Origin of the sequence: Geothermobacter ehrlichii (assembly GCF_008124615.1) — a bacterium.
In the GTDB taxonomy this organism is placed as follows: domain Bacteria; phylum Desulfobacterota; class Desulfuromonadia; order Desulfuromonadales; family Geothermobacteraceae; genus Geothermobacter; species Geothermobacter ehrlichii.
This window is the reverse complement of the sequence record NZ_VNIB01000004.1, coordinates 20,885-40,347: the sequence shown is the minus strand read 5'-3', so window position 1 is coordinate 40,347 and position 19,463 is coordinate 20,885. Positions and strand designations below refer to the sequence as shown.

General features: G+C 61.7%; 15 protein-coding genes, 1 tRNA gene and 1 pseudogene. 10 read left to right on the top strand and 7 right to left on the bottom strand.

Annotated features, from left to right (window positions below):
- Nucleotides 1–4: 4 nt before the first annotated feature.
- From EDC39_RS05510 to EDC39_RS05490, 6 genes and pseudogenes are all read right to left on the bottom strand, one after another.
- On the bottom strand, nt 5–748 hold the full coding sequence (locus tag EDC39_RS05510) for a DUF1847 domain-containing protein (protein WP_148895383.1): 744 nt from the start codon (nt 746–748) through the stop codon (nt 5–7).
- A 16-nt stretch (nt 749–764) separates the two neighbouring features.
- Nucleotides 765–2,354: a RuBisCO large subunit C-terminal-like domain-containing protein gene (locus EDC39_RS05505; RefSeq protein WP_148895382.1), complete on the bottom strand. Its 1,590-nt coding sequence runs from the start codon at nt 2,352–2,354 to the stop codon at nt 765–767.
- Nucleotides 2,355–3,047: 693 nt separating this feature from the next.
- Nucleotides 3,048–3,440: pseudogene (locus EDC39_RS15440) on the bottom strand (redoxin domain-containing protein); the annotation flags it as partial.
- 12 nt (nt 3,441–3,452) lie between these two features.
- Nucleotides 3,453–3,701, bottom strand: a complete 249-nt coding sequence (locus EDC39_RS15435; protein ID WP_222862840.1) for a thioredoxin domain-containing protein — start codon at nt 3,699–3,701, stop codon at nt 3,453–3,455.
- Between the two features lie 103 nt (nt 3,702–3,804).
- A complete protein-coding gene (thiI, locus tag EDC39_RS05495) occupies nt 3,805–4,992 on the bottom strand; it encodes a tRNA uracil 4-sulfurtransferase ThiI (protein WP_148895380.1) in 1,188 nt (395 codons plus the stop codon).
- Between the two features lie 67 nt (nt 4,993–5,059).
- Nucleotides 5,060–5,136 (bottom strand) — tRNA-Trp (locus EDC39_RS05490).
- 152 nt (nt 5,137–5,288) lie between these two features.
- On the opposite strand from EDC39_RS05490, the gene EDC39_RS05485 reads away from it, so the two are divergent.
- The 10 genes from EDC39_RS05485 to EDC39_RS05440 all read left to right on the top strand — a co-directional run bounded on the left by EDC39_RS05485 (nt 5,289) and on the right by EDC39_RS05440 (nt 18,340).
- Nucleotides 5,289–5,603, top strand: a complete 315-nt coding sequence (locus EDC39_RS05485) for a YbjQ family protein (protein ID WP_148895379.1) — start codon at nt 5,289–5,291, stop codon at nt 5,601–5,603.
- 9 nt (nt 5,604–5,612) lie between these two features.
- A complete protein-coding gene (locus tag EDC39_RS05480) occupies nt 5,613–6,089 on the top strand; it encodes a YbjQ family protein (RefSeq protein ID WP_246140186.1) in 477 nt (158 codons plus the stop codon).
- Nucleotides 6,090–6,301: 212 nt separating this feature from the next.
- Complete coding sequence (locus EDC39_RS05475; RefSeq protein WP_148895378.1) at nt 6,302–7,180, top strand: M48 family metallopeptidase; 879 nt, start codon at nt 6,302–6,304, stop codon at nt 7,178–7,180.
- A 336-nt stretch (nt 7,181–7,516) separates the two neighbouring features.
- Nucleotides 7,517–9,991 carry a bacteriohemerythrin gene (locus EDC39_RS05470; RefSeq protein ID WP_148895377.1) on the top strand — a complete coding sequence of 825 codons (2,475 nt, stop codon included), beginning with the start codon at nt 7,517–7,519 and terminating at the stop codon, nt 9,989–9,991.
- Between the two features lie 540 nt (nt 9,992–10,531).
- Complete coding sequence (locus EDC39_RS05465; protein WP_148895376.1) at nt 10,532–11,692, top strand: methionine aminotransferase; 1,161 nt, start codon at nt 10,532–10,534, stop codon at nt 11,690–11,692.
- A gap of 140 nt (nt 11,693–11,832) precedes the next feature.
- Nucleotides 11,833–12,894, top strand: coding sequence for a carboxysome shell carbonic anhydrase domain-containg protein (locus EDC39_RS05460; protein WP_148895375.1), 1,062 nt, complete (start codon nt 11,833–11,835; stop codon nt 12,892–12,894).
- A 234-nt stretch (nt 12,895–13,128) separates the two neighbouring features.
- Complete coding sequence (locus EDC39_RS05455) at nt 13,129–13,932, top strand: substrate-binding domain-containing protein (protein WP_148895374.1); 804 nt, start codon at nt 13,129–13,131, stop codon at nt 13,930–13,932.
- A gap of 9 nt (nt 13,933–13,941) precedes the next feature.
- Nucleotides 13,942–16,107, top strand: coding sequence for an ATP-binding protein (locus EDC39_RS05450; protein WP_148895373.1), 2,166 nt, complete (start codon nt 13,942–13,944; stop codon nt 16,105–16,107).
- Nucleotides 16,094–16,555: a response regulator gene (locus EDC39_RS05445; protein WP_148895372.1), complete on the top strand. Its 462-nt coding sequence runs from the start codon at nt 16,094–16,096 to the stop codon at nt 16,553–16,555. The genes EDC39_RS05450 and EDC39_RS05445 overlap by 14 nt, the downstream gene beginning before the upstream one ends.
- On the top strand, nt 16,556–18,340 hold the full coding sequence (locus EDC39_RS05440; RefSeq protein ID WP_148895371.1) for a putative bifunctional diguanylate cyclase/phosphodiesterase: 1,785 nt from the start codon (nt 16,556–16,558) through the stop codon (nt 18,338–18,340).
- Between the two features lie 122 nt (nt 18,341–18,462).
- On the opposite strand, the gene selD is transcribed toward EDC39_RS05440, so the two are convergent.
- Nucleotides 18,463–19,449 carry a selenide, water dikinase SelD gene (selD, locus tag EDC39_RS05435; RefSeq protein WP_222862843.1) on the bottom strand — a complete coding sequence of 329 codons (987 nt, stop codon included), beginning with the start codon at nt 19,447–19,449 and terminating at the stop codon, nt 18,463–18,465.
- Nucleotides 19,450–19,463 lie beyond the last annotated feature (14 nt).

Genomic DNA, 19,463 nt, shown 5'->3' with positions numbered 1-19,463 from the left:
CGCTTCAGTCCTCCGTTTCCAGGTCTTCGTCGCGCAGAACCGGCTGCTTCTGCAGCCGCTTGTAGTAGAAGTTCTGGCCGTAGAGCACGCTGACCGGATTGTGGCCGGTGACCCGGTCCTTGACCACCAGGGTGGTGACGGGCGCCTCGGAGTACTTGCTGAACAACATGTCGTGGCCGACGCACAGCCCCATGATGATGTTCATGTCGGTCCCTTCACTGTTGAAGATCCGCGCCTGGGCGATGGGGTTGCAGGCCGGCTCGAAGGTGCCGGGACGGACCTTGTCCTCCTCCTTCAGATCCAGGTCGAGCTTGTCGATGCTGCCCGCCTTGCAGCAGGCCGAGCAGGGCTCCAGCCCCTGGGCGGTGAGGATGTCGGACAGGCGGCGGGTTTCTTCCAGCATGCCGATGCAGGTGGCGATGCCGATCTTTCTGAATCCCATCAGCTTGCACAGGGCGATGGTGTCCTCGACGCGGGTCCAGCGGGCGTTGACCGCGTCCGAGCCGGGAACCGGCTGGTAGCAGAGCCCCTCGACTATGGCCGCGACCCGTGCCAGGCGGGCGTCGAAATCGTCCCCCCGGTAACGGTCGAAGGCCTCGGCGATGGCCTCGGCATGGGGTTCGGAAGGGCAGTAGGCCGGTCTGGCCGGGCCCTGCCCCGGCTCGCTCCAGCAGTTGGTCGCGCCCTGTTTCTGAAAGATGGCGCTGCAGTTGGCACAGGATGGGGTGAGATTTTTCTTCTCGCTCATGGTCTGCTCCTTTGGGTCATGCCGGCTGGGGCCGGTCGCGCTTGTGATCGACGATGCAATAAAAACCGAAGGGTTCGTCACCAGGATTGCGCAGCTGATGTACCTCGAGGGGCGCGATATAGGCGACGTCGTTGATGCCGATGGGGATCTCCTTCGTTTGCTTGCAGAGCAGCCCTCGGCCACGGACGCCGATGATGACATGTTCGTGCACGTGTTTTTCCCGGCTTGACCAGCCGCCGGGCTCGATCTCGAAATAGCGCAGATCGAAGGCGGTTCGTTCACCGAACTTGCCGGTCAGTTCCTGCCGGCTGACTCCCTTGAAATCGGCTTCGTCTTCCGCCTTGTAGGCCTGGCGCCGGCGATCGCTCCAGGTATAGCCGGCAAAGCGCAGAATCTCCTCCACCCGACCGGCCGGACCGGCTCCGGACCGCCATTCGCAGGCTCCGGCCGGACCGGATTCCGGGGGAGACAGTTCCTCCTGCCCGCACTGGCGCAACCGGTCCATGAACCGGCCCACTGCGCCGGCAATATCCCGCTGGCGCAGAATGTCGCCGCCGATGAGCAGGATGACGTCCGGTCCGTAGAAATCGATCAGCTCCGGCACCCGGTCGAGGGTCATGCCGCCGGCAGGGCAGGGGAAGGCGGGCTGCAGCCGGCCTTCGGGCCGGCGCAGGGCATCGGCCAGCTCGCGGCATTCCTCCGCGGTCAGGTGAAAGCGGCCGCCGGCGTGGGGATAGATGGAAATGTCGGCACCGGCCAGGCGAAAGAGGGTGCCCAGAAGCACCGCCGGGGTTATGCCGTGGCTGCGGTCGTGGAAACAGGTTCCGGTCAGGGCCGGATGGGCCATGACCGCCAGACCGTATTCGCGGGCGATGTGGCGGACCGAATCGAGCCCGATCAGCATGGGGCCGACCATGACGCCGCGAACCCCCTCGCGGGCGGCGAAGGCCAGCTGTTTTTCGAGGCGGTCGTAGCCGCCGGACACCATGGGAAAGTAGAGACAGCGGCGACCGGTCTGGGCGTTGACCCTTTCGATGGCTTCCTGGCAGCGGGCGACCCTTTCTTCGAAGGGGTGAAAGGGCTGGTCGGCGAGGCCGTGGTCATCCTTGATCAGGTCGGCGCCGCCGCGGGCGAATTCGGTGGCGATGCGGACGAAGTCTCCGATCGGCAGCCCCATGGGTTTGATGGCCGTGCAGGCCAGGGCTCGGCCATGAACGCCCAGCAGCCGGCGCAATCCGGAGATGCCGAAACGGGGCCCGGGCAGATGTTCGAGCAGTCCCTCCGGATATTGCAGGCCGCTGACCAGGATGTTGTTTTTCAGCGAAATGTTGCCGAAGAGGACATTGAGCAGTTGCGGCAGGGAAAAGCCCGTCACGTCAAGCCGGTAACTGATCCGGACCTGCCAGACGTTGGCGCGGTCGACCACCGGTCGACAGGATTCGACCCTGCCGATCAGGCCCAGTTCACCATGGGTATCGGGGATGACCTCCGGCGGCACTTCCACCGTCTGTTCGATGCAGATGTCGCGGGCGTGATCCTCGATGGAGCGTCCGTCGCGGACGGTGATCCTGTAATCGACCCAAAAGCGGTCCGAAGCTGTGGTCATGGTCGGCTCTCTCCCTGATGTCGCCGCAGGAATGTAGCATCCATGGCCGCCTGGCGGCAAGTCGGACGAGGGAAGTCACGACCTGATGTGACCTTTTGACCCGCGAGCTGGAAAAAATGCCGCAAGGTTCTGTTTTGTCTGTCATAACAGGAGGTTGGGGTGAAAAGTTTGAAAAGCCGGAGAGGTCGTCAACGTCGGATGTCAAATGGGTTTTGGTCCGCAACATGCTGAAATGGCGGAAGAATTTTTTGACAGGATCTTGTTTTGCTGAAGTGAACGGAAGTTGGAAAAGGGCGTTTTGAAAATCCTTTTGAATCTCGATATGTTATGGCTCGATTTTGGCATGTGCGCCGGGCAGGACCAACACTGCGAAAGGAGGAAGGACCATGTTGGAAAGCTTCGCGCTGCATCTGACCGCCTACATTTCCATCTTCGTTGTGGCCCAGGCCGTTGGACTGATTTTGAAAAAGCGCTGATTCTGTTTCCGGATCAGTTCTTTTTCAATCAGTCCCAAGGGGCGGTCCGGCCTGAAGGACGAACCGTCCCTTGGACAAATCTCCACCTGTCTGGCGGCGTTCGCGCCGCCCATTTTTTCAGCCTGCTGACGCAGGTAGGGGCGGGGACAGCTCCTTTTGGAAGCTGTCCCCGCTTTTTAACCATCGATAATTCCATTTTTTTTGTATTGCCGGCGAGTCAGTCGGTCTTTCTTCGCCGTAGCTGCTGCAGCGTCTCTTCCGGCTCCGGGCGTTCGGTGTAGTCGGCATTGACCTGGGCGGCGAGAATGGTTCCATCCGTGTCGATGACGTAGCGCGCCGGCATCGCCAGGGTCCAGTCCGGGGTGCCGTTGAAGCGTTCCAGGTCGATGCCGAAGCCCCGGTAGACCTCGCGCAGCTCCTCCGGCAGGGTGAACACCAGGCCGAAGTCGGCGGCGACCCTGTTGCCGGCGTCGAGCAGCAGGGGAAAGGCGAGCTGCAGGTCGGAGACAGTCTTTCTGGCGTGATGGGCGACCATGGGCGAGATGGCGACCATGTTGGCGCCGGTCGCCCGAATGTCGGCGTAGACGGCTTGCAGAGCTTCCAGCTCCGCGACGCAGTAGGGTCACCAGCCGCCGCGGAAGAAGACCAGAACGACCGGCCCCCGGGTGAGCATGGCCTGCAGGTCGTGGACGTTGCCTGAGGTGTCGGGCAGCGAAAAGGCCGGTGCCCTGTCGCCGGCTTTTCTGGCCTTGCCGGCCAGACCGGATTCTTCGAGCCGTTGCCGGGCACGCTGGATGACCTGCAGGGCTTCGGGCGGCATTTTCTGCACCGCCGCGGTTTTCAGGGCGGCGAGTTTTTCCTTGAGAGACATGGGAACCTCCGCTCAGGCTGCTTCGGCCTGACTGTTGCTTGTAGCGGGTTGACGGGTCTTCTTCTACCCTACCACCGCGGAGGGTGCTGACAAGAGGGGTAAATTAATCTCCCCCGTCGCCGGCGTCGTCCTCGCGCGGACTGAACAGGCGCAGTTCGGCCTGCTCCAGGCACTGTCGCAGCAGTTCGTCAAGCTGCGGCATGTTGGCCTCGTAGCGTTCGATCTCCTCTAGGTTGGCCCGGGTTTCCGGGTGCGGAGCGATCATGAACGAGCAGCAGTCGGGATAGGGCTGGATCGAATCCTCGTAGGTGCCGACCTGCTCGGCGATGGCGATGATCTCGTCCTTGTTCAGGCCGACCAGGGGGGCGAGGACCGGCCGCTCGGAGGCCGCCTGGATGCAGCGCATGTTGTCCAGGGTCTGGGAGGCGACCTGGCCGAGGGAATCGCCGGTGACGATGGCGCCGGCGCCTTCCTGCTCGGCCAGCATGTTGAGCAGGCGCATCATGCAGCGGCGGTAGACGATCATCCGTTCCTTGGCGGGAACGAAGGCGATGATATGGCGCTGGATGTCGCCGAAGGGAAAGATGTAGAGCTTGGCCCGGCGCTGACTGCGGGCCAGGGTCGAGACCAGGTTCTCGATCTTGCTCACCGCCGCCCCGGCGAACTGGGTCTCGTTGCGGATGTGGCCGAAGATGATCTCGCAGCCGCGTTTCATCATCATCCAGGCCGCCACCGGGCTGTCGATGCCGCCCGACAGGGAGGCGACCACCTTGCCGCTGACGCCGACGGGCAGGCCGCCCGGACCGGGGATCTTTTCGCTGTAGAGCAGGGTTTCCCGGTGGGTCAGCTCGATGAAGAGCCAGAGGTCGGGCCTGGTCAGGTTGACCTTCTTGTCGAGGGTGGCGGCAAGGTACCCTCCCACCTGCCGGCTGATCTCGTTGGAGTTGACCGGAAAGGTCTTGTCCGATCGGTTGGTGCGCACGCCGAAGGTGGCGAATTCGGACTGCCGCAGCAGCTCCGCCGCCTTTTCCTTGATCGCCTCCACATCCTTCGGCGCGGCGACCCCCATGGAAAAGTGGGCGATGCCCGGCACCCGCTTCAGGTTGTCGCGCAGGCGCTGCGGATCGGCATGATCGTGGGGGACGCAGACGATGCGGCCGTAACGCTTGTAGACCTGGGCCTGACCGCCGACCGCCTGCCTGATCCGTTTGACCAGGGCGTTTTCGAAATAGGCCCGGTTCTTACCCTTGGTAGCGATTTCGCTGTAATGGATGATGATGCGCGCGTCCATCGGTCCTGCTCCCGTGTTGAGGGCGACAACGGAAAAGGGAGCGGGTTCCCGCTCCCTTTGTGATTATTGGCAGGCCAGGAGGGACTCGAACCCCCAACCCCCGGTTTTGGAGACCGGTGCACTAGCCAATTGTGCTACTGGCCTAGAGGCGGCCCATGGTAACCGAAACACGCCCGGCTGGCAAGGGGGAAGGGGGGCAAAGGGGGGCCTTTCCCGTTTTTTATGGCCGGGACAAAATGGACAATCTATAATGGCTGGCATCGTCCGATTCCATTCCCGTCACAGGAGGGCGTGACATGATTCTCACCAACGTCAACACCGTTCCCGGCAAGAAGATCGTGGAGCATTTCGGCCTGGTGCAGGGCAGCACCGTGCGCGCCAAGCATCTCGGCCGCGACCTGATGGCCGGGCTGAAGAATCTGGTCGGCGGCGAACTGAAGGGCTACACCGAGCTGCTGCAGGAAGCCAGGGAAGAGGCGACCAGGCGTATGGCGGAGCAGGCCCGGCTGCTCGGAGCCAACGCGGTGGTCAACATCCGTTTCGCCACTTCGAGCGTGGCCCAGGGCGCGGCGGAGCTTTTCGCCTACGGCACCGCGGTGCGGGTCGAATAGGAGCCGGTCGTGCTGGAGCTGTTCGTCCGCTATCCCGACCTGTTCTCCTTACTCCTGCTGCTGACTCTGGGCTATACCGCGGGAACCATCGCCGAAAAGCGCCACTACCGTTCCATCCGCAGGCGCGAAGCCGAGCTGGTGCGGATGTCGGTGGTGACCGCCGAAGGTTCCTTTCCGCCGGGCAAGGTGCGCCGTTCATTTCTGGTCAGCGGCAGCGCGGTGATTTCCATCGACTATTTCAAGCGCCTGCTGGCGATTCTGCGCAACATCTTCGGTGGCCGGGTCAAATCCTACGAATCGCTGGTCGACCGTGCCCGGCGCGAGGCGGTGCTGCGCATGAAAGAGGAAGCCCGCAAGAAGGGCGCCGGGATGATCATCAACATGCGTCTGGAAACCGCCGTCATCGGTCGCAACGCCAACCGCAAGAAAAGCATCGGCAGCGTCGAGGCCATCGCCTACGGTACGGCGATCGTCTTCAACCGGTGAAGCTCTGCTGCGGTCGAAAGACCTGGAAGATTCTTTTTAACGCAGAGGCGCAGAGAAGGAGAGGCCGCAGAGCCAAGCCGAAAAAGCGATTTTTAAAATCTGAAAAAATAGTGCTTTTTCTTTCTGCCTCTGCCCCTCAGGCGTCTCCGCGTTGAATACATTCTCTTTCCGGATGGCGTATCGTTCCTCTCTGATGATTGCTGACCAGGCGGATGAAATTCACCCCCAGACTCCCCGCTGAAAACGTCAACGTCTCGAAAACCCACCCGCTGGTCGAGTTCGCCTGGCTGGTCGGCGGGCTGGTGCTGCTCTGCCTGCTGGTTTTCGGCGGCCTCGGGCTGGCCGTCGACCTGGTGGTGGATCATGTCTCTCTGCCGGTGCAGAAACAGCTGGGGGATATGGTCCTGAAGAGGATGCCGACGAAGGACGAGGCGGCCCTGCAAAAGCGCCTCGACGCCTTGCTGGCGGCCCTGCCGGCCGATTCCCCCCTCCGGCGGCAGTCTTTCCGGGTGCTGCTGGCCGAGATTCCCGAAGTCAACGCCGTGGCTTTGCCGGGCAACACCATTGTCGTTTTTGCCGGTCTTTTGCGCGAGGTCACCTCGGAGAACGAGCTGGCCATGGTGCTGGCCCATGAACTGGGGCACTTCGCTCACCGGGATCACCTGCGGCGGCTGGGGCGCGGCCTGGCGGTAACCGTTCTGGCGGTGATGCTCTTCGGCGAGAATTCGGATATCACCGACCTGGTCTCCAGCCTCTTTCTTCCCTGGCAGGCCGGCTATTCGCGCCGGCAGGAGTCGGCGGCCGACCGGTTCGCCCTCGAGCTGCTGGTGGCGCGCTATGGCCACGCTGCCGGTGCCACTGACCTGTTCGCGCGGCTGGTGCGTCAGGGGGGCCGGCGACCGCCGCGCCTGCTGGCGTCGCACCCCTGGCCGGAACAACGGATCGGTCAGATCGAAGTCTGGATCGCCACTGAGCAGCTGCCGACCGGTTTCCGGCAGCCTCTGGGCGCCGACCTGCGGCGACTCGCCGCCGCCGTGAGCCTTGAACCTGAATCCGTGAGCTCATCACTGGCGGATGGCACACGTCATTGACCTGTCTGAGCTTTCCAAAAATCACCGGTGAACCTATGGGTGCACCTTGCGATTTTTGAAAAACTCTTGCAGGTCAGGCGCTTGCACCCTCCATCCTGCATAAACTCACGGATTCAGGTTGAAGGTTCGCAGCCCGGCGGCAAGCGGCCGGCCGCCGGAGGCTTTGGTTTCTGGCTTGCCGACGTTTTTGCGTGACGGCCGTCGATCGTCGCGTCTCGTACTGTTCAATTCCTCCTAAACTTCCCTGAAACTCCTCCCGATATGATCCCCTGAAGCCACAACCCGTGTACGCTACCTGCGAATTCCGGCCTTCAGCAACGCCCAGGGAGGAGAAACATGAAACTGTTTGGCAAGCTGCTCACTTCGTTCGCCGGTATTGCCCTGATCTGCGCCCTGGTCGGCGGCGTCGGCTGGTATGGGATTCACCATACCCGTGATCGATTGCGGGAGGTCAGCGACATCCGGCTTCCCGCCGCGCAGAACCTGGGCCTGCTGATGGAGGCGATGAATGCCCTGAAGGCCAGCGAGCGAACCATGGTCAACGCATCGCTGACTGCCGCCGAGCGCCGGTTCGAGCTGGAGAACCTGCAGAAGGTGAGGCGGAAAGTGCAACAGATTGTCGGCCGCGTTGACGCCCTGCCCAGAAGCCCCGAAGAAGAGAAGCTCTGGGGAGAGATCAAGACCGCACTTGCCACCTGGGACGGTGAACGGCGGAAGCTCGAGAACCTGATCGACAAGATCCAGCTCGACGATGTGAAGGGACTGGAGGCGCTGCTGGTCGCCCGGCAGCTCGATCATGTCAGCTGGGTCCGTACGCTGGAAGAGGCGGTCATGAGCGGCAGGCCCTTCACCGGCCAGCTCGATCCGCGCCTGTGTGGCCTCGGTCGCTGGCTTGGCAGCTACATGACCGATGATGCAGAGTTCGAGCGTCTTCTGTCCGCCTTCACCAAGCCGCACCGGATGCTGCACGGTTTTGGTGAAACCATCAATGACCTGATACGGCAGGGCAAGCGTGACGAGGCCAGGCAAGTGCTCGAAACCAAGGTCAAGCCGACCCTGGCCGGTATCGAAGACATTTTTTCCGGGGTTCTGACCTATGTGCGCAAGGACCTTGGCGAGATGAACCAGGCGATCAAGCTCGCTTTTGGCAGCGAGCGGGTGGCGTTCGAGGCCGTCATGAAACCGCTCGACGAGCTGCTGACCCTGAACCGGAAACTGACGGTCGCCAGCCGGGATGCCGCCGAGGCGGCGGCCCGCACCAGCCAGATGCTGGCGATCAGCGCCGTGATTGCCGGGATTCTGGGGGCGCTGCTGCTCGGCGCACTGATGGCCCGCAGTCTGGCCCGACCGATGAAAAGACTGGTGGAGATGATCCGCAATCTCGAGAATGGCCATCTCCATACCCGGCTCAACCTGACCCGGCATGACGAGATCGGCGAGGTCGGCCGGGCGATGGACGCCTTCGCCGACAGCCTGCAGAACGAGATTGTCGGCAACCTGGAGAAGCTGGCGCGGGGCAATCTCGATTTCGATATCCAGCCGCGCGACGGCCAGGACGTGGTGCGCGGCGCCCTGAAGCGGCTGAACGAGAGCCTCAACGCCATGCTGGTGCAGATCCAGGTCACCGGCGACCAGATTGCGGCGAGCGCAGAGCAGATCGCCGACACCAGCCAGTCCCTCTCCCAGGGGGCGACCGAGCAGGCGAGCAGCCTCGAGGAAATGGCCGTCTCGATGAACGAGATGGCTTCCCAGGTGAAGCAGAGTTCGGTCCGCATCAGTCGCGCCAACACCCTTTCCGACGAGGCGCAGAAGGTCGCCGAGAAGGGGAACGCGCAGATGCAGGAGATGATCGCCTCGATGCGCGAAATCAACGAGGCCGGCGAGAGCATCTCGAAGATCATCAAGGTGATCGACGAGATCGCCTTCCAGACCAACCTGCTGGCGCTCAATGCCGCAGTCGAGGCGGCCCGCGCCGGCCAGCACGGCAAAGGCTTCGCCGTGGTCGCCGAAGAGGTGCGCAACCTGGCGGCGCGCAGCGCCAAGGCGGCCCGGGAGACGGCGGAGCTGATCGAGGGGGCGGTGGAAAAGACGGAGCGCGGCACCCGGATCGCCAACCAGACCGCCGAGGCCCTGAACGAAATCGTCACCCGGATCACAGAGGTGTCGAACCTGCTCGACGAGGTGAGCTGCGCCAGCAACGAGCAGGCCGAGGGCATCGTCCAGGTCAACGAAGGGCTGAACCAGATCGACAAGGTGACCCAGATCAACACCGCCAGCGCCGAGCAGAGCGCGGCGACCAGCGAAGAACTCGCGAGTCAGGCCGCGCACCTGCGACAGATGCTCAGCCAGTTCACCCTCAAGTCTTTCGAGTCGTCAGCGACAGGTGATGACGGAAAGAGGAGGGAGCTGATCAAGTGGAGTGAGGATTACAGCACCGGCATCAGCATGGTCGACGAGCAGCACAAGCGTCTGCTCGATCTGATCAACCAGCTCTTCGTATCGATGAAAAACGGTGGCGACAAGGCGACGGTCAGAAACGCCATCGAAGGCCTTGCCGACTACACTCGCAGCCACTTCTCCGACGAAGAGGATCTGATGCGACGGTACGGCTATCCGGACCTGGATGCGCACATCAAGCTGCACCAGAAGTTCGTCGACGCCGTGCAGGACTACCAGCGTCGGCTCGCCAACGACGAACGCCTGGCGCCGGCCGAGGTCTTCAATTTCCTCAAGGGCTGGCTGATCTACCACATCCAGGAGAAGGACCGCGACGGGTATGCGCCTTACCTGCACGAGCGCGGCGTACACTGAGGGGGGAAGCAGGGGCGGTTCTTTACCGCCGGTTTTTGCTTTTTGCCCTTCGGCCGGGATTGCGCCCCCGGACGGCGCCTTACTCTTTGGCGCTCCAAAGAGTAAGCAGAAAGAGCTTCGCCCGCGGCGGGCATTGCTGTTGCACTGGTTTGGTGGGGCGTGGCAATGCCGTATCAACAAGAAACGGCGGCTCTTCGCCTCGGCAGAAAAGGCATCCCAACGAGCGGCAGGCCGCTCGATGGGCCAGGCCGCACCGCCGCAGCCCCAACGGAACAGTTCCCGTTACGAACAGCCGTCCCCGTCGAGGCCCCTCCGAACAATCTGGCCCGCGTGAGCGCAGCGAGCCCGGGATCAGGTCTTGAATCGTCAGATCTGGATGCAAAGTGGCCAGGTTTGCGAATGGGAAGATTGTTCATTTGCCAAGCCTGAGTCTTTTGTTTCTTCGACGGGCTGTTGCTCGTGCCGGTAGGCCTGACGTCCGAACGGTGCTAGAATGCAATGCCCTGCCCGGACTCAGCCCAGGTTGTACGGAGGAATGCCATGCGTTACGCGGCCCGGCGGGTGGCACAGATGCCGCCGACCATCTTCGCCGAAATGACGGCCCTGGCCCAGCGCCACCAGGCGATCAATCTCGGCCAGGGTTTTCCCGATTTTTCAGCGCCCGACGACATCAAGCAGGCGGCGATGCGGGCGATTGCCGCCGATTGCAACCAGTACGCGCCGGGAGCGGGGGTGTCGGCCCTGCGCCAGGCCCTGGCCGGGTACTACCGGCGGCATTACCGGCTCGATTTCGACCCGGAAAGCGAGATTCTGGCCTGCGTCGGCGCCACCGAGGCGATCTTCGCCGCCATGCTCGGCCTGCTCGATCCCGGCGACGAGGTCATTCTCTTCGATCCGGCCTATGATTCCTACCGGCCCGCCATTGCCTTTGCCGGTGGTATCGCCCGCAGCCTCGTTCTGCGTCCTCCCGACTGGCGTCTTGCTCCCGAACGGCTCGAAGCCCTGGTGACGCCTCGCACCCGGATGCTGCTGCTCAACAGCCCGCACAACCCGACCGGCAAGGTCTTCAGCCGCGAGGAACTGGAGCTGCTCGCCGCTTTCTGCCGCCGCTACGATCTGCTGGTGGTGACCGACGAGGTCTACGAGCACCTCTGCTACGACGGAGCCCGGCACCTCCCCCTCGCCAGCCTGCCGGGTATGGCAGAACGGGTGCTGACCGTTTCCAGTCTCGGCAAGAGCTTCAGCGTCACCGGCTGGAAGGTCGGCTGGGCTGTCGGCCCGGCGCCGCTGGTCGACGCCGTGCACAAGGCGAAGCAGTTCGCCACCTTCTGCGGTGCGACGCCGCTGCAGACGGCGGCGGCCGAGGCCCTCGCCGTCGAGGACGACTACTACCGGCAATTGGCCGAGGATTACCGGCGTCGGCGGGACTTTCTCTGCCAGGCGCTGGCGGCGGCCGGCCTGAAGCCGTTCGTTCCGGCCGGCACCTACTTCGTCATGGCGGATATCTCCGCCAGCGGTTTTATCGACGACCGGGATTTCTGCCGTGCCCTGCCGGAGAAGGCCGGAGTGGCCGCCATTCCGGCCAGCCCCTTCTATGCCGACCCCGAAGCGGGGCGGCGGCTGGTTCGTTTCACCTTCTGCAAATCCTGGCCCCTGCTCGAAGAGGCCGCGACGCGCCTGCGTAGGTATTTTGCCGCCTGAACGGACGGTTCCAGGTTCCCGCCCGTTCAGGAGCTCCGTGGCCGCGCGGGAGGGCGAGGCAGGTCTGTTTTGTCCTGGAAAATTATAGAACACTGGTCTACTCTATAGAACGGCCGTCCCTCTCGCAAAAGGAGGATGCCATGGCTGTTCATCACGGTCCCATCGAAGAGCGCATCAACTGGCTCCTGGATCTCGCCCACCGTCACACCGCGGAATTCCGCAGCCCCGACGCCTGTCTGGCCCGGGAACATTATCAGGCCAGGCATCCCACGGCGATCGTTGTCCTGAAGTGCATGGACGGTCGCATCGATGTCCCCGTGGTCACCCAGACACCGCCGGGCATCATCCAGCCCTTCCGCAATCTGGGGGGCATGTTCGATCTCGGATGGCCATATCTGGGGGAAGTGCTGGCCAATCATATCCACCGTCAGATCGCCGCCGGAAAAAGGGTGCTGCTCCTGATCACCTACCATTTTTCGCGGGGCAGTGAAAAAAGGGGCTGTGCCGGATTCGGCTACAACACGCAAGCGGCCATTGACTTTACCGGGCGGATCAAGGAACAGGCCGAGAGGATTTTCGGTGCCAGCCACGCGACGGTCTATCCGATCATCTGCGGCTTAGAGACCGACGAGGACGCCCTGCTGATCCACGGACGAGACGGCCGGGTTCTGGACCTGTCGAGGATCGATTCCGGAGCGGCAGGCCATTTGCGGAGTCGGGTCGAAGAGCTTTTTCCCGACATGAACGGGCAGATGCAGAAGGATCTGACCCGTCTGTTGCAGGGCAATCTGAACTGGATGGCCAAGGTGCGTCAGAGGGGGCGGACCCTCGAGATCGAACATCGGGAATGGATGATCTGTCTGGGGCGGGGCTTCGATTTTCTCCACACCCCGAACCTGGCATTGATCATCGGCCCTTACAGCCCGGATCTGGCGGATCCGATCCGAAAGGCGGCCGGAATCATCGAAAACAACATGAAGGCAGGCAGAATACCCGATGACGGCTTTCTGCTTTTTGCCTCGGTCCCTTATGAGGATATAGGTCCCGACCAGGCCCGGGCCGAGCTCAAGTCCCGTTTTCTGGCCGATTTCGCTTCGCAAGTGATTCGGACCCACCATCCCCACCTCGCCGAACGGATGCACCGGCTGACAGCCGTCCTCTCCTGGCGCTCCCGCGCCCTCAGTCTGCTTCCTGAGGCCTGAAAAACGGCAGCAAAAAGAGGGACGGTTACCTGCCGGAGCCGTGTTCTTCTCTTTTATTCGCTGCCTGCAGAAGCTCAGACCAATCTGAGGCCGGCCTATTTCACCTCAACGGCCCTCGCTGCAGATGCTTCACCGGTCATCTTCTTCCGGGTAAAGCCCAGCAAGCCTTTCGTCGATAAGATACCTACAAAAATGATTTTGTTTTTTACCAACTTTCACGAGGAGTGACTCATCATGCGATTTCTGTTCTTTTTGGTCTGTCTTGTTCTTGTTCTCGATCCGATGGCATCGATGGCGACGGAAACGGTTACCGTAGCCGGTACCGGGGACAGCCAGGAACTGCTGCGGCGGTTGGCCGCGGCCTATCAGCAGAAAATGCCCGGCGTAAGGGTCGAGGTGCCGGACAGTATCGGCAGCAGCGGCGGGGTCAAGGCCACGGCCAGGGGAGACTGCGACCTCGGTCGTGTCGCCCGGCCGCTCAAGGAGAAGGAGAAGGCCTATGGGCTCCATTACCGGGTTTTTGCCTACTCCCCCGTCGTTTTTGTCGTTCATCGCAGCGTGACTGGCATCGACAACCTGACGACCGAGCAGATTCTCGCCATCTACTCGGGGAAAATACAGAACTGGAAAGAGCTGGGCGGTCCGGACGCCAGGATTCTGGTCGCCAATCGGGAAAAAGGTGATTCTTCGCGTTCGGTTCTGGAAAAAAAGATTCCCGGGTTCAGAGACCTGACTTTCGTGGGAGAGACAGTCTACAGTACGCCGGAAGCCGTGGAGATCCTCTCCTCCCATGAAAACACCATCGGCTATCTGCCGCTGGCCATGGCCATTCATTCGAATCTGAAGGTGCTGAAATTCAACGGTATCGCTCCGGAAGCGGGTGCTGTTCTCAGTGGCCAGTACCCTTTGGCCAGCCCCTTCGGCATCATCTGGAAAGACGGCGTCAAACAGTCGGCCCTGGGTTTCATGAGCTATCTTTTCACCCCCGAGGCCCGCAGACTGATGCAGCATTTTGGAGTGATCGCGACGATCGACTGACCGGCTACGATGTTGCAGTCGATACGTTCCAGGCTGTTCGCCTCTCACGTCCTCGCTTTGCTGCTGCTGGCAGTGGTCCTGCTCGCGGTCTGGTACCTTCAGGTCAGTTCGTTCCTGCTCAGGCAGGAACAGGACGAGTTGGACATCGACACCCGTCAGATTGTCCGCACGATCTTTGAGAGTCTCAGGGAGCACGGACAGACGCTGTCCCAGATCGGCAGGGGACGGCCTGTTCTCGACTTTCACAAGACCTATCGTGAACTGGCGCTGATCGACTATCTGGACGACTTCAGCGTCACATTTCCGCAGCTTTCCTTCCTCGACGACCACGGCGTCGAGGTATTGCGGGTTGTTCATGGACAGAAGGACGAAGCAGCCGGCGGGTTCGGCGATACGGCCCTGTTCCGGGCGGCCCGGCAGCATCCGGGCAAGGTCCAGGTCGGCATCCACTTGCCCGATCAAGGTCGGGAAGACCCGCAGGTACTGATGATCCTGGGGATCTACCAGTACTTTACTGACCGCTTCAACGGCGCTCTTATGGCGGGATTTCCGATCCGCGAGCTGTTGCCCGGGATCGAAGAATATGCCGACGCGACCGGACGGTTTGTCGGGCTTTTCGACTACGGCGGCAGGCTGCTCCACCTGGAGCTCCCAGAGGGCTTCAAAAGTGCCGTCGACCGGAGCATGCAGCTCCCGGAACCAATGCGTCCGGATCGGAAACGGGCGAGCCGGTCGGGCAAGATCAGATTGTTCGGAGCGGAGGGATGCTTCGCCACGGTGTATCTTCAATCTCTGGATATTTCGCTGCTGGTCTTTGCGCCGCTCGACAAATACCGGGAGCAGCTTGCTGGTCTGGTGAAAAGCAGCCTGCAGGTCTGCGCCCTTGCTCTGGCCGTGATCGTGGTCATAGTAAGGTCTTTTGCCGGCAAGTTGGCCCAGCCGATTGACGAGCTCAGCAAGGCCGCAGCCAGGGTGGCCGGCGGCGATTTGACGGTGCGGGTGGAGTCTCGCGTAAGCGGGGAAGTCGGGCAATTGATTCACTCTTTCAACCAGATGGTAGAGAGTCTTGGAAAGACGACTGTATCGCGCCGTTTGATGAAGAACATTATCGATTCGATGCACGAGTCGTTGCTGGTGGTCGACCCGCGGGGGACCGTTCTGCGCGCCAACAGCGCAGCGGCGATGACTTTCGGCATGGATAGCGAAACCCTGAAGGGAGAGTCCGTGGAAAACCTGCTCGGTGAGGCGGGAGGGAAATTGTTGACCGAAACCTGTGGCGACACCCGACATGTAGCCCGTGAAATAGAGGTCACCACCCCGTCGGGCGAGTCGCTGCCCGTTCTCTTTTCCTGCGCCCCGCTGCCTGGTCAGGGGTTCGTTCTGGTCGGACAGGATATTTCGCAGCAGAAAAAGGTGGAAATGGAACTGCGCGAATTTGCCCACAGGCTGGAAGAGAGCAACCGGGAGCTGGAGGAGTTCGCCTATGTCGCCTCCCACGATTTGCAGGAACCCCTGCGCAAAATAAGCGCCTTTGGCGACCGGCTGGTTTCGAAATACGCCGACAGGCTTGACGAAACCGGGCGCGACTATCTGGCGCGCATGCAGAATGCCTCGGTGCGCATGCAGACGTTGATTTCCGACCTGCTCAGTTTCTCAAGGGTCACGACCAAGGCGCGTCCCTTCGAGGTGGTGGACCTGAATCGGGTTGTTGGCGAGGTTATCTCGGATATCGAGGTTCGGGCCACCGAGCTGAACGCGACCATCGAGGTAGGAGAGCTTCCAACCATCGATGCGGAACCCTTGCAGATGCGCCAGCTGTTCCAGAACCTGCTCGGCAACGCGCTGAAGTTTCACCGCCAGGGGGTTGCGCCGGAGATACGCGTCGCAGGTGAGGAATTCCTGCGCGGGTATGAACGCTGGTGCTGTTTGACCGTCAGCGATAACGGTATCGGTTTTGAGGAGAAGTATCTCGACCGGATTTTCGGTGTTTTTCAACGCCTGCACGGCCGCTCCGACTACGAGGGCTCGGGTATCGGTCTGGCCATCTGCCAGAAGATCGTCCGGCGACATGCCGGTACCATTACCGCTTCAAGCCGTGTCGGCATTGGTACCACCTTTATCGTCGAGTTGCCCGTTCGCCAGGACAAGGAGACCTTGCAGCATGACCAAGCATAAAGAATCCATCATCATTCTGGTGGCAGACGATGACCCGGATGATCGCCTGATGGCCAAGGAGGCCCTGGAAGAGGCGCGTCTGAAAAATGAGATCCGTTTCGTCGAAGATGGCGAGGAGCTTCTTGATTATCTCTACCGCCGCAATGCCTACCGGGAACCGGGGGCGGCGCCACGTCCCGGGCTCATTTTGCTCGACCTGAACATGCCGCGCAAAAGCGGGCGTGAGGCGCTGGCCGAAATCAAGGCCGATTCCGACCTGAGACGCATTCCCATTGTCGTACTGACCACCAGCAAGGCCGAGGAGGATATCCTGCGCAGCTACGATCTCGGTGTCAATTCGTTCATCTCCAAGCCGGTATCGTTCGATGGCCTTGTGGAAGTGATGCGCAGCCTCTCCCGTTACTGGTTCGAAATCGTTGCCCTGCCGACCGGTTCGCAAGGAGTATGAATGGGTGAACAGCTGCTCAGCATTTTGATCATCGATGACGACGAGGACGATGTTCTGATCGCTCGCGACCTGCTTGGCGACATCGTTGGGACATCCTATCGCGTCGACTGGTCGTATGACTATCAGGAGGCGCTCGGCAAGCTCTTGAGCAATGAAGCCGATGCCTGCCTGCTCGATTACCGTCTCGGCTCCCGGACGGGACTGGAACTGCTGCGCGAGGCCGTTGCCGGCGGCTGCGAGATTCCGATCATCTTTCTGACAGGCCAGAGTGACCGGGAAATCGACCTCGAAGCCATGGAGGCCGGTGCGTCCGACTACCTGGTCAAAAGCCAGCTCAATGCTCCGCTGCTTGAACGGTCGATCCGCTATGCCATCGAACGGGCCCGCTCCGAACGACGGTTGGCCCACCTCGCCCAGTACGACCACCTGACCGGACTGCCGAACCGAAGCCTGCTGCAGGACAGGCTTAGCCAGTCGCTGGCCCTGGCCATGCGGCAAAAACAGTCTCTTGCCGTGCTCTTTTTGGATCTCGACCGGTTCAAGATCATCAACGACACCCTTGGGCATTCGGCCGGAGACACGTTGCTCAAGTCGGTCGCGGAACGCCTCAGTTACTGTCTCGACATGAACGAAACCGGTCTTGCTCAGGGGGGAGGGTACCTCAGGGAGATTGCCGACCGGCTCAGCAACAATCTGCGGCGCAGCGATACGGTCGCGCGTCTCGGTGGTGACGAGTTCGTGGTCGTACTTTCCTCTATCGCCAGGGAGGAGGATGCCGCACTGGTGGCCAGGCGTATCCTCGGCGAGATTCGCAGACCGATTCGGCTTGGTGACCGGGAAATCTATATGACCGCGAGTATTGGCATCTCGTTGGCACCAACAGATGGCACCAGTGTTGAAGACCTCATCCGTCATGCCGATGTCGCCATGTATCAGGCCAAGGAACATGGCGGCAATACCTACCAGTTCTTTTCCAAGGAGATGAATGAACGGGCCCTCGATCGCCTGAATTTCGAAAGCAGATTGCTGCGCGGCCTTGAAAACCGGGAATTTCATCTCCATTACCAGCCCAAGTTTTCGGTCAGGACGGGCCAGATCAGCGGAATGGAAGCCTTGCTGCGCTGGACGCCTGAGGATGGACCGCCCGTTTCGCCGGCGAAGTTCATTCCCATCCTCGAAGAAATCGGGATGATTGAGACCGTTGGGACATGGGTTCTGAGCCAGGCCTGCCGTGACCTGCATGCCTGGATGGCGTCAGGTTGCCCGGCCATTCCCGTTGCAGTGAACATCTCCGGGGCCCAGATGAAAAAGAAGGATTTCGTCGATACGGTTGCCGGCGTGCTGAGGGAGACGCTCATCGAGCCGGAACTTCTCGAACTCGAACTGACCGAAAGTATCCTGATGCACAACGTCGACGAAACGGTCAGGACGCTGAAACAACTCACCAGGCTGGGGGTCAGCGTATCGATCGATGATTTTGGTACCGGATATTCGTCGCTCAGCTACCTGAAGAACTTTCCGGTGAAGAAACTCAAGATTGACAGTTCGTTCATACGCAACATCGGCAAGGACAAGGGGGATGAGGCCATCGCCAAATCGATTGTCGACCTCGCCAAGCATCTGGGTATGTCGGTTGTGGCGGAAGGGATCGAAACCCTTGAGCAACTCGACTTTGTTAGGCGCCTGCAATGCGAGGAGGCACAGGGATTCCACCTGGGCAAACCGGCGCCACTGGAGCAGCTTTTAAGCATTTGCCGGGAGGTGAAGGACAGCAGATCCGGCTGATTCGTGGGCGGGGACATGGGAGGACTTCCGGGCCCAGACTTCAAAAACTGTTCGATCCAGGAAAAGAGGGGGGCGGTTCCCTGCTGGAGCCGTCCCCCTCTTTGTCTGCTGTCTGCGGAATTTCAGACCACCCTGACGCCGGCGGTTTCCGCCTTGACGGCCTGGCCGATGATGCGGGAGGTGGTGACGCCTGCGGCACGCAGGTCGCCGACCAGGGCGTCGGCCTGGCCGGCCGGCAGGGCGAGAAGCAGGCCGCCGGAGGTTTGCGGATCGAAAAGAAGCTCCTGCTGGGGGCCGGTGAGCCGCGCCTCCAGCTCCAGCCAGCCGGCGGTCAGCTTGCGGTTGGGCTTGTTGCTGCCGGTGGTCTCGCCTTTGGCGTACATCTCCAGCACGTTGGGATGAATCGGCAGGGCGGCATATTCCAGTTCGATCAGCAGCCCGGAACCTCTGGCCATCTCGAGGCTGTGCCCGGCGAGTCCGAAACCGGTGACATCGGTGCAGGCATGGATGTCGTACTTCAGGGCGATCTCCATGGCCGGGCCGTTGAGGGCGGCGATCTGCGGCAGTATCGGATCGAGTTCCTGCCGGGGAAGTCTTCTCGACCGGCAGGCGTTGAAGAGTACACCTGTCCCCAGGGGCTTTGTCAGCACCAGCGCGTCCCCCGGTCTGGCACCGCAGTTGGTCAGAATCCGCTGCGGAGAGATCACACCGGTGACGGCCAGTCCGTAGACCGGCTCCTCGTTGTCCGTCGAATGACCTCCGGCCAAGACCGCTCCGGCCTCGGACACCTTTTCCAGACCGCCGCGGAGGATTTCGCGCAGAACCTCCGGGCCGAGTTTTTTCTCCGGAAACATGACCAGGTTCAGAGCGATGACCGGCCTGCCCCCCATGGCGAAGACGTCCGAAAGGGCGTTGGCGGCGGCGATGCGGCCGAACCAGACCGGGTCGTCCACCGGCGGGGTGATGTAGTCCACCGTGCTGACCAGGGCCAGTTCGTCGTTGAGCCGATAGACCGCCGCGTCGTCGCTCGATTCGAAGCCGACCAGGAGGTTGGGGTCATCGGGAAGCGGCAGACCGCCTAAGGCGTCCGACAGGACCGTCGGACCGATCTTGGCGGCTCAAC

Coding starts and splice junctions, on each gene's coding strand:
- EDC39_RS05510 (WP_148895383.1), bottom strand. CDS start 748: ATGAGCGAGAAGAAAAATCTCACCCCATCCTGTGCCAACTGCAGCGCC.
- EDC39_RS05505 (WP_148895382.1), bottom strand. CDS start 2,354: ATGACCACAGCTTCGGACCGCTTTTGGGTCGATTACAGGATCACCGTC.
- EDC39_RS15435 (WP_222862840.1), bottom strand. CDS start 3,701: ATGTCTCTCAAGGAAAAACTCGCCGCCCTGAAAACCGCGGCGGTGCAG.
- thiI (WP_148895380.1), bottom strand. CDS start 4,992: ATGGACGCGCGCATCATCATCCATTACAGCGAAATCGCTACCAAGGGT.
- EDC39_RS05485 (WP_148895379.1), top strand. CDS start 5,289: ATGATTCTCACCAACGTCAACACCGTTCCCGGCAAGAAGATCGTGGAG.
- EDC39_RS05475 (WP_148895378.1), top strand. CDS start 6,302: ATGAAATTCACCCCCAGACTCCCCGCTGAAAACGTCAACGTCTCGAAA.
- EDC39_RS05470 (WP_148895377.1), top strand. CDS start 7,517: ATGAAACTGTTTGGCAAGCTGCTCACTTCGTTCGCCGGTATTGCCCTG.
- EDC39_RS05465 (WP_148895376.1), top strand. CDS start 10,532: ATGCGTTACGCGGCCCGGCGGGTGGCACAGATGCCGCCGACCATCTTC.
- EDC39_RS05460 (WP_148895375.1), top strand. CDS start 11,833: ATGGCTGTTCATCACGGTCCCATCGAAGAGCGCATCAACTGGCTCCTG.
- EDC39_RS05455 (WP_148895374.1), top strand. CDS start 13,129: ATGCGATTTCTGTTCTTTTTGGTCTGTCTTGTTCTTGTTCTCGATCCG.
- EDC39_RS05450 (WP_148895373.1), top strand. CDS start 13,942: ATGTTGCAGTCGATACGTTCCAGGCTGTTCGCCTCTCACGTCCTCGCT.
- EDC39_RS05445 (WP_148895372.1), top strand. CDS start 16,094: ATGACCAAGCATAAAGAATCCATCATCATTCTGGTGGCAGACGATGAC.
- EDC39_RS05440 (WP_148895371.1), top strand. CDS start 16,556: ATGGGTGAACAGCTGCTCAGCATTTTGATCATCGATGACGACGAGGAC.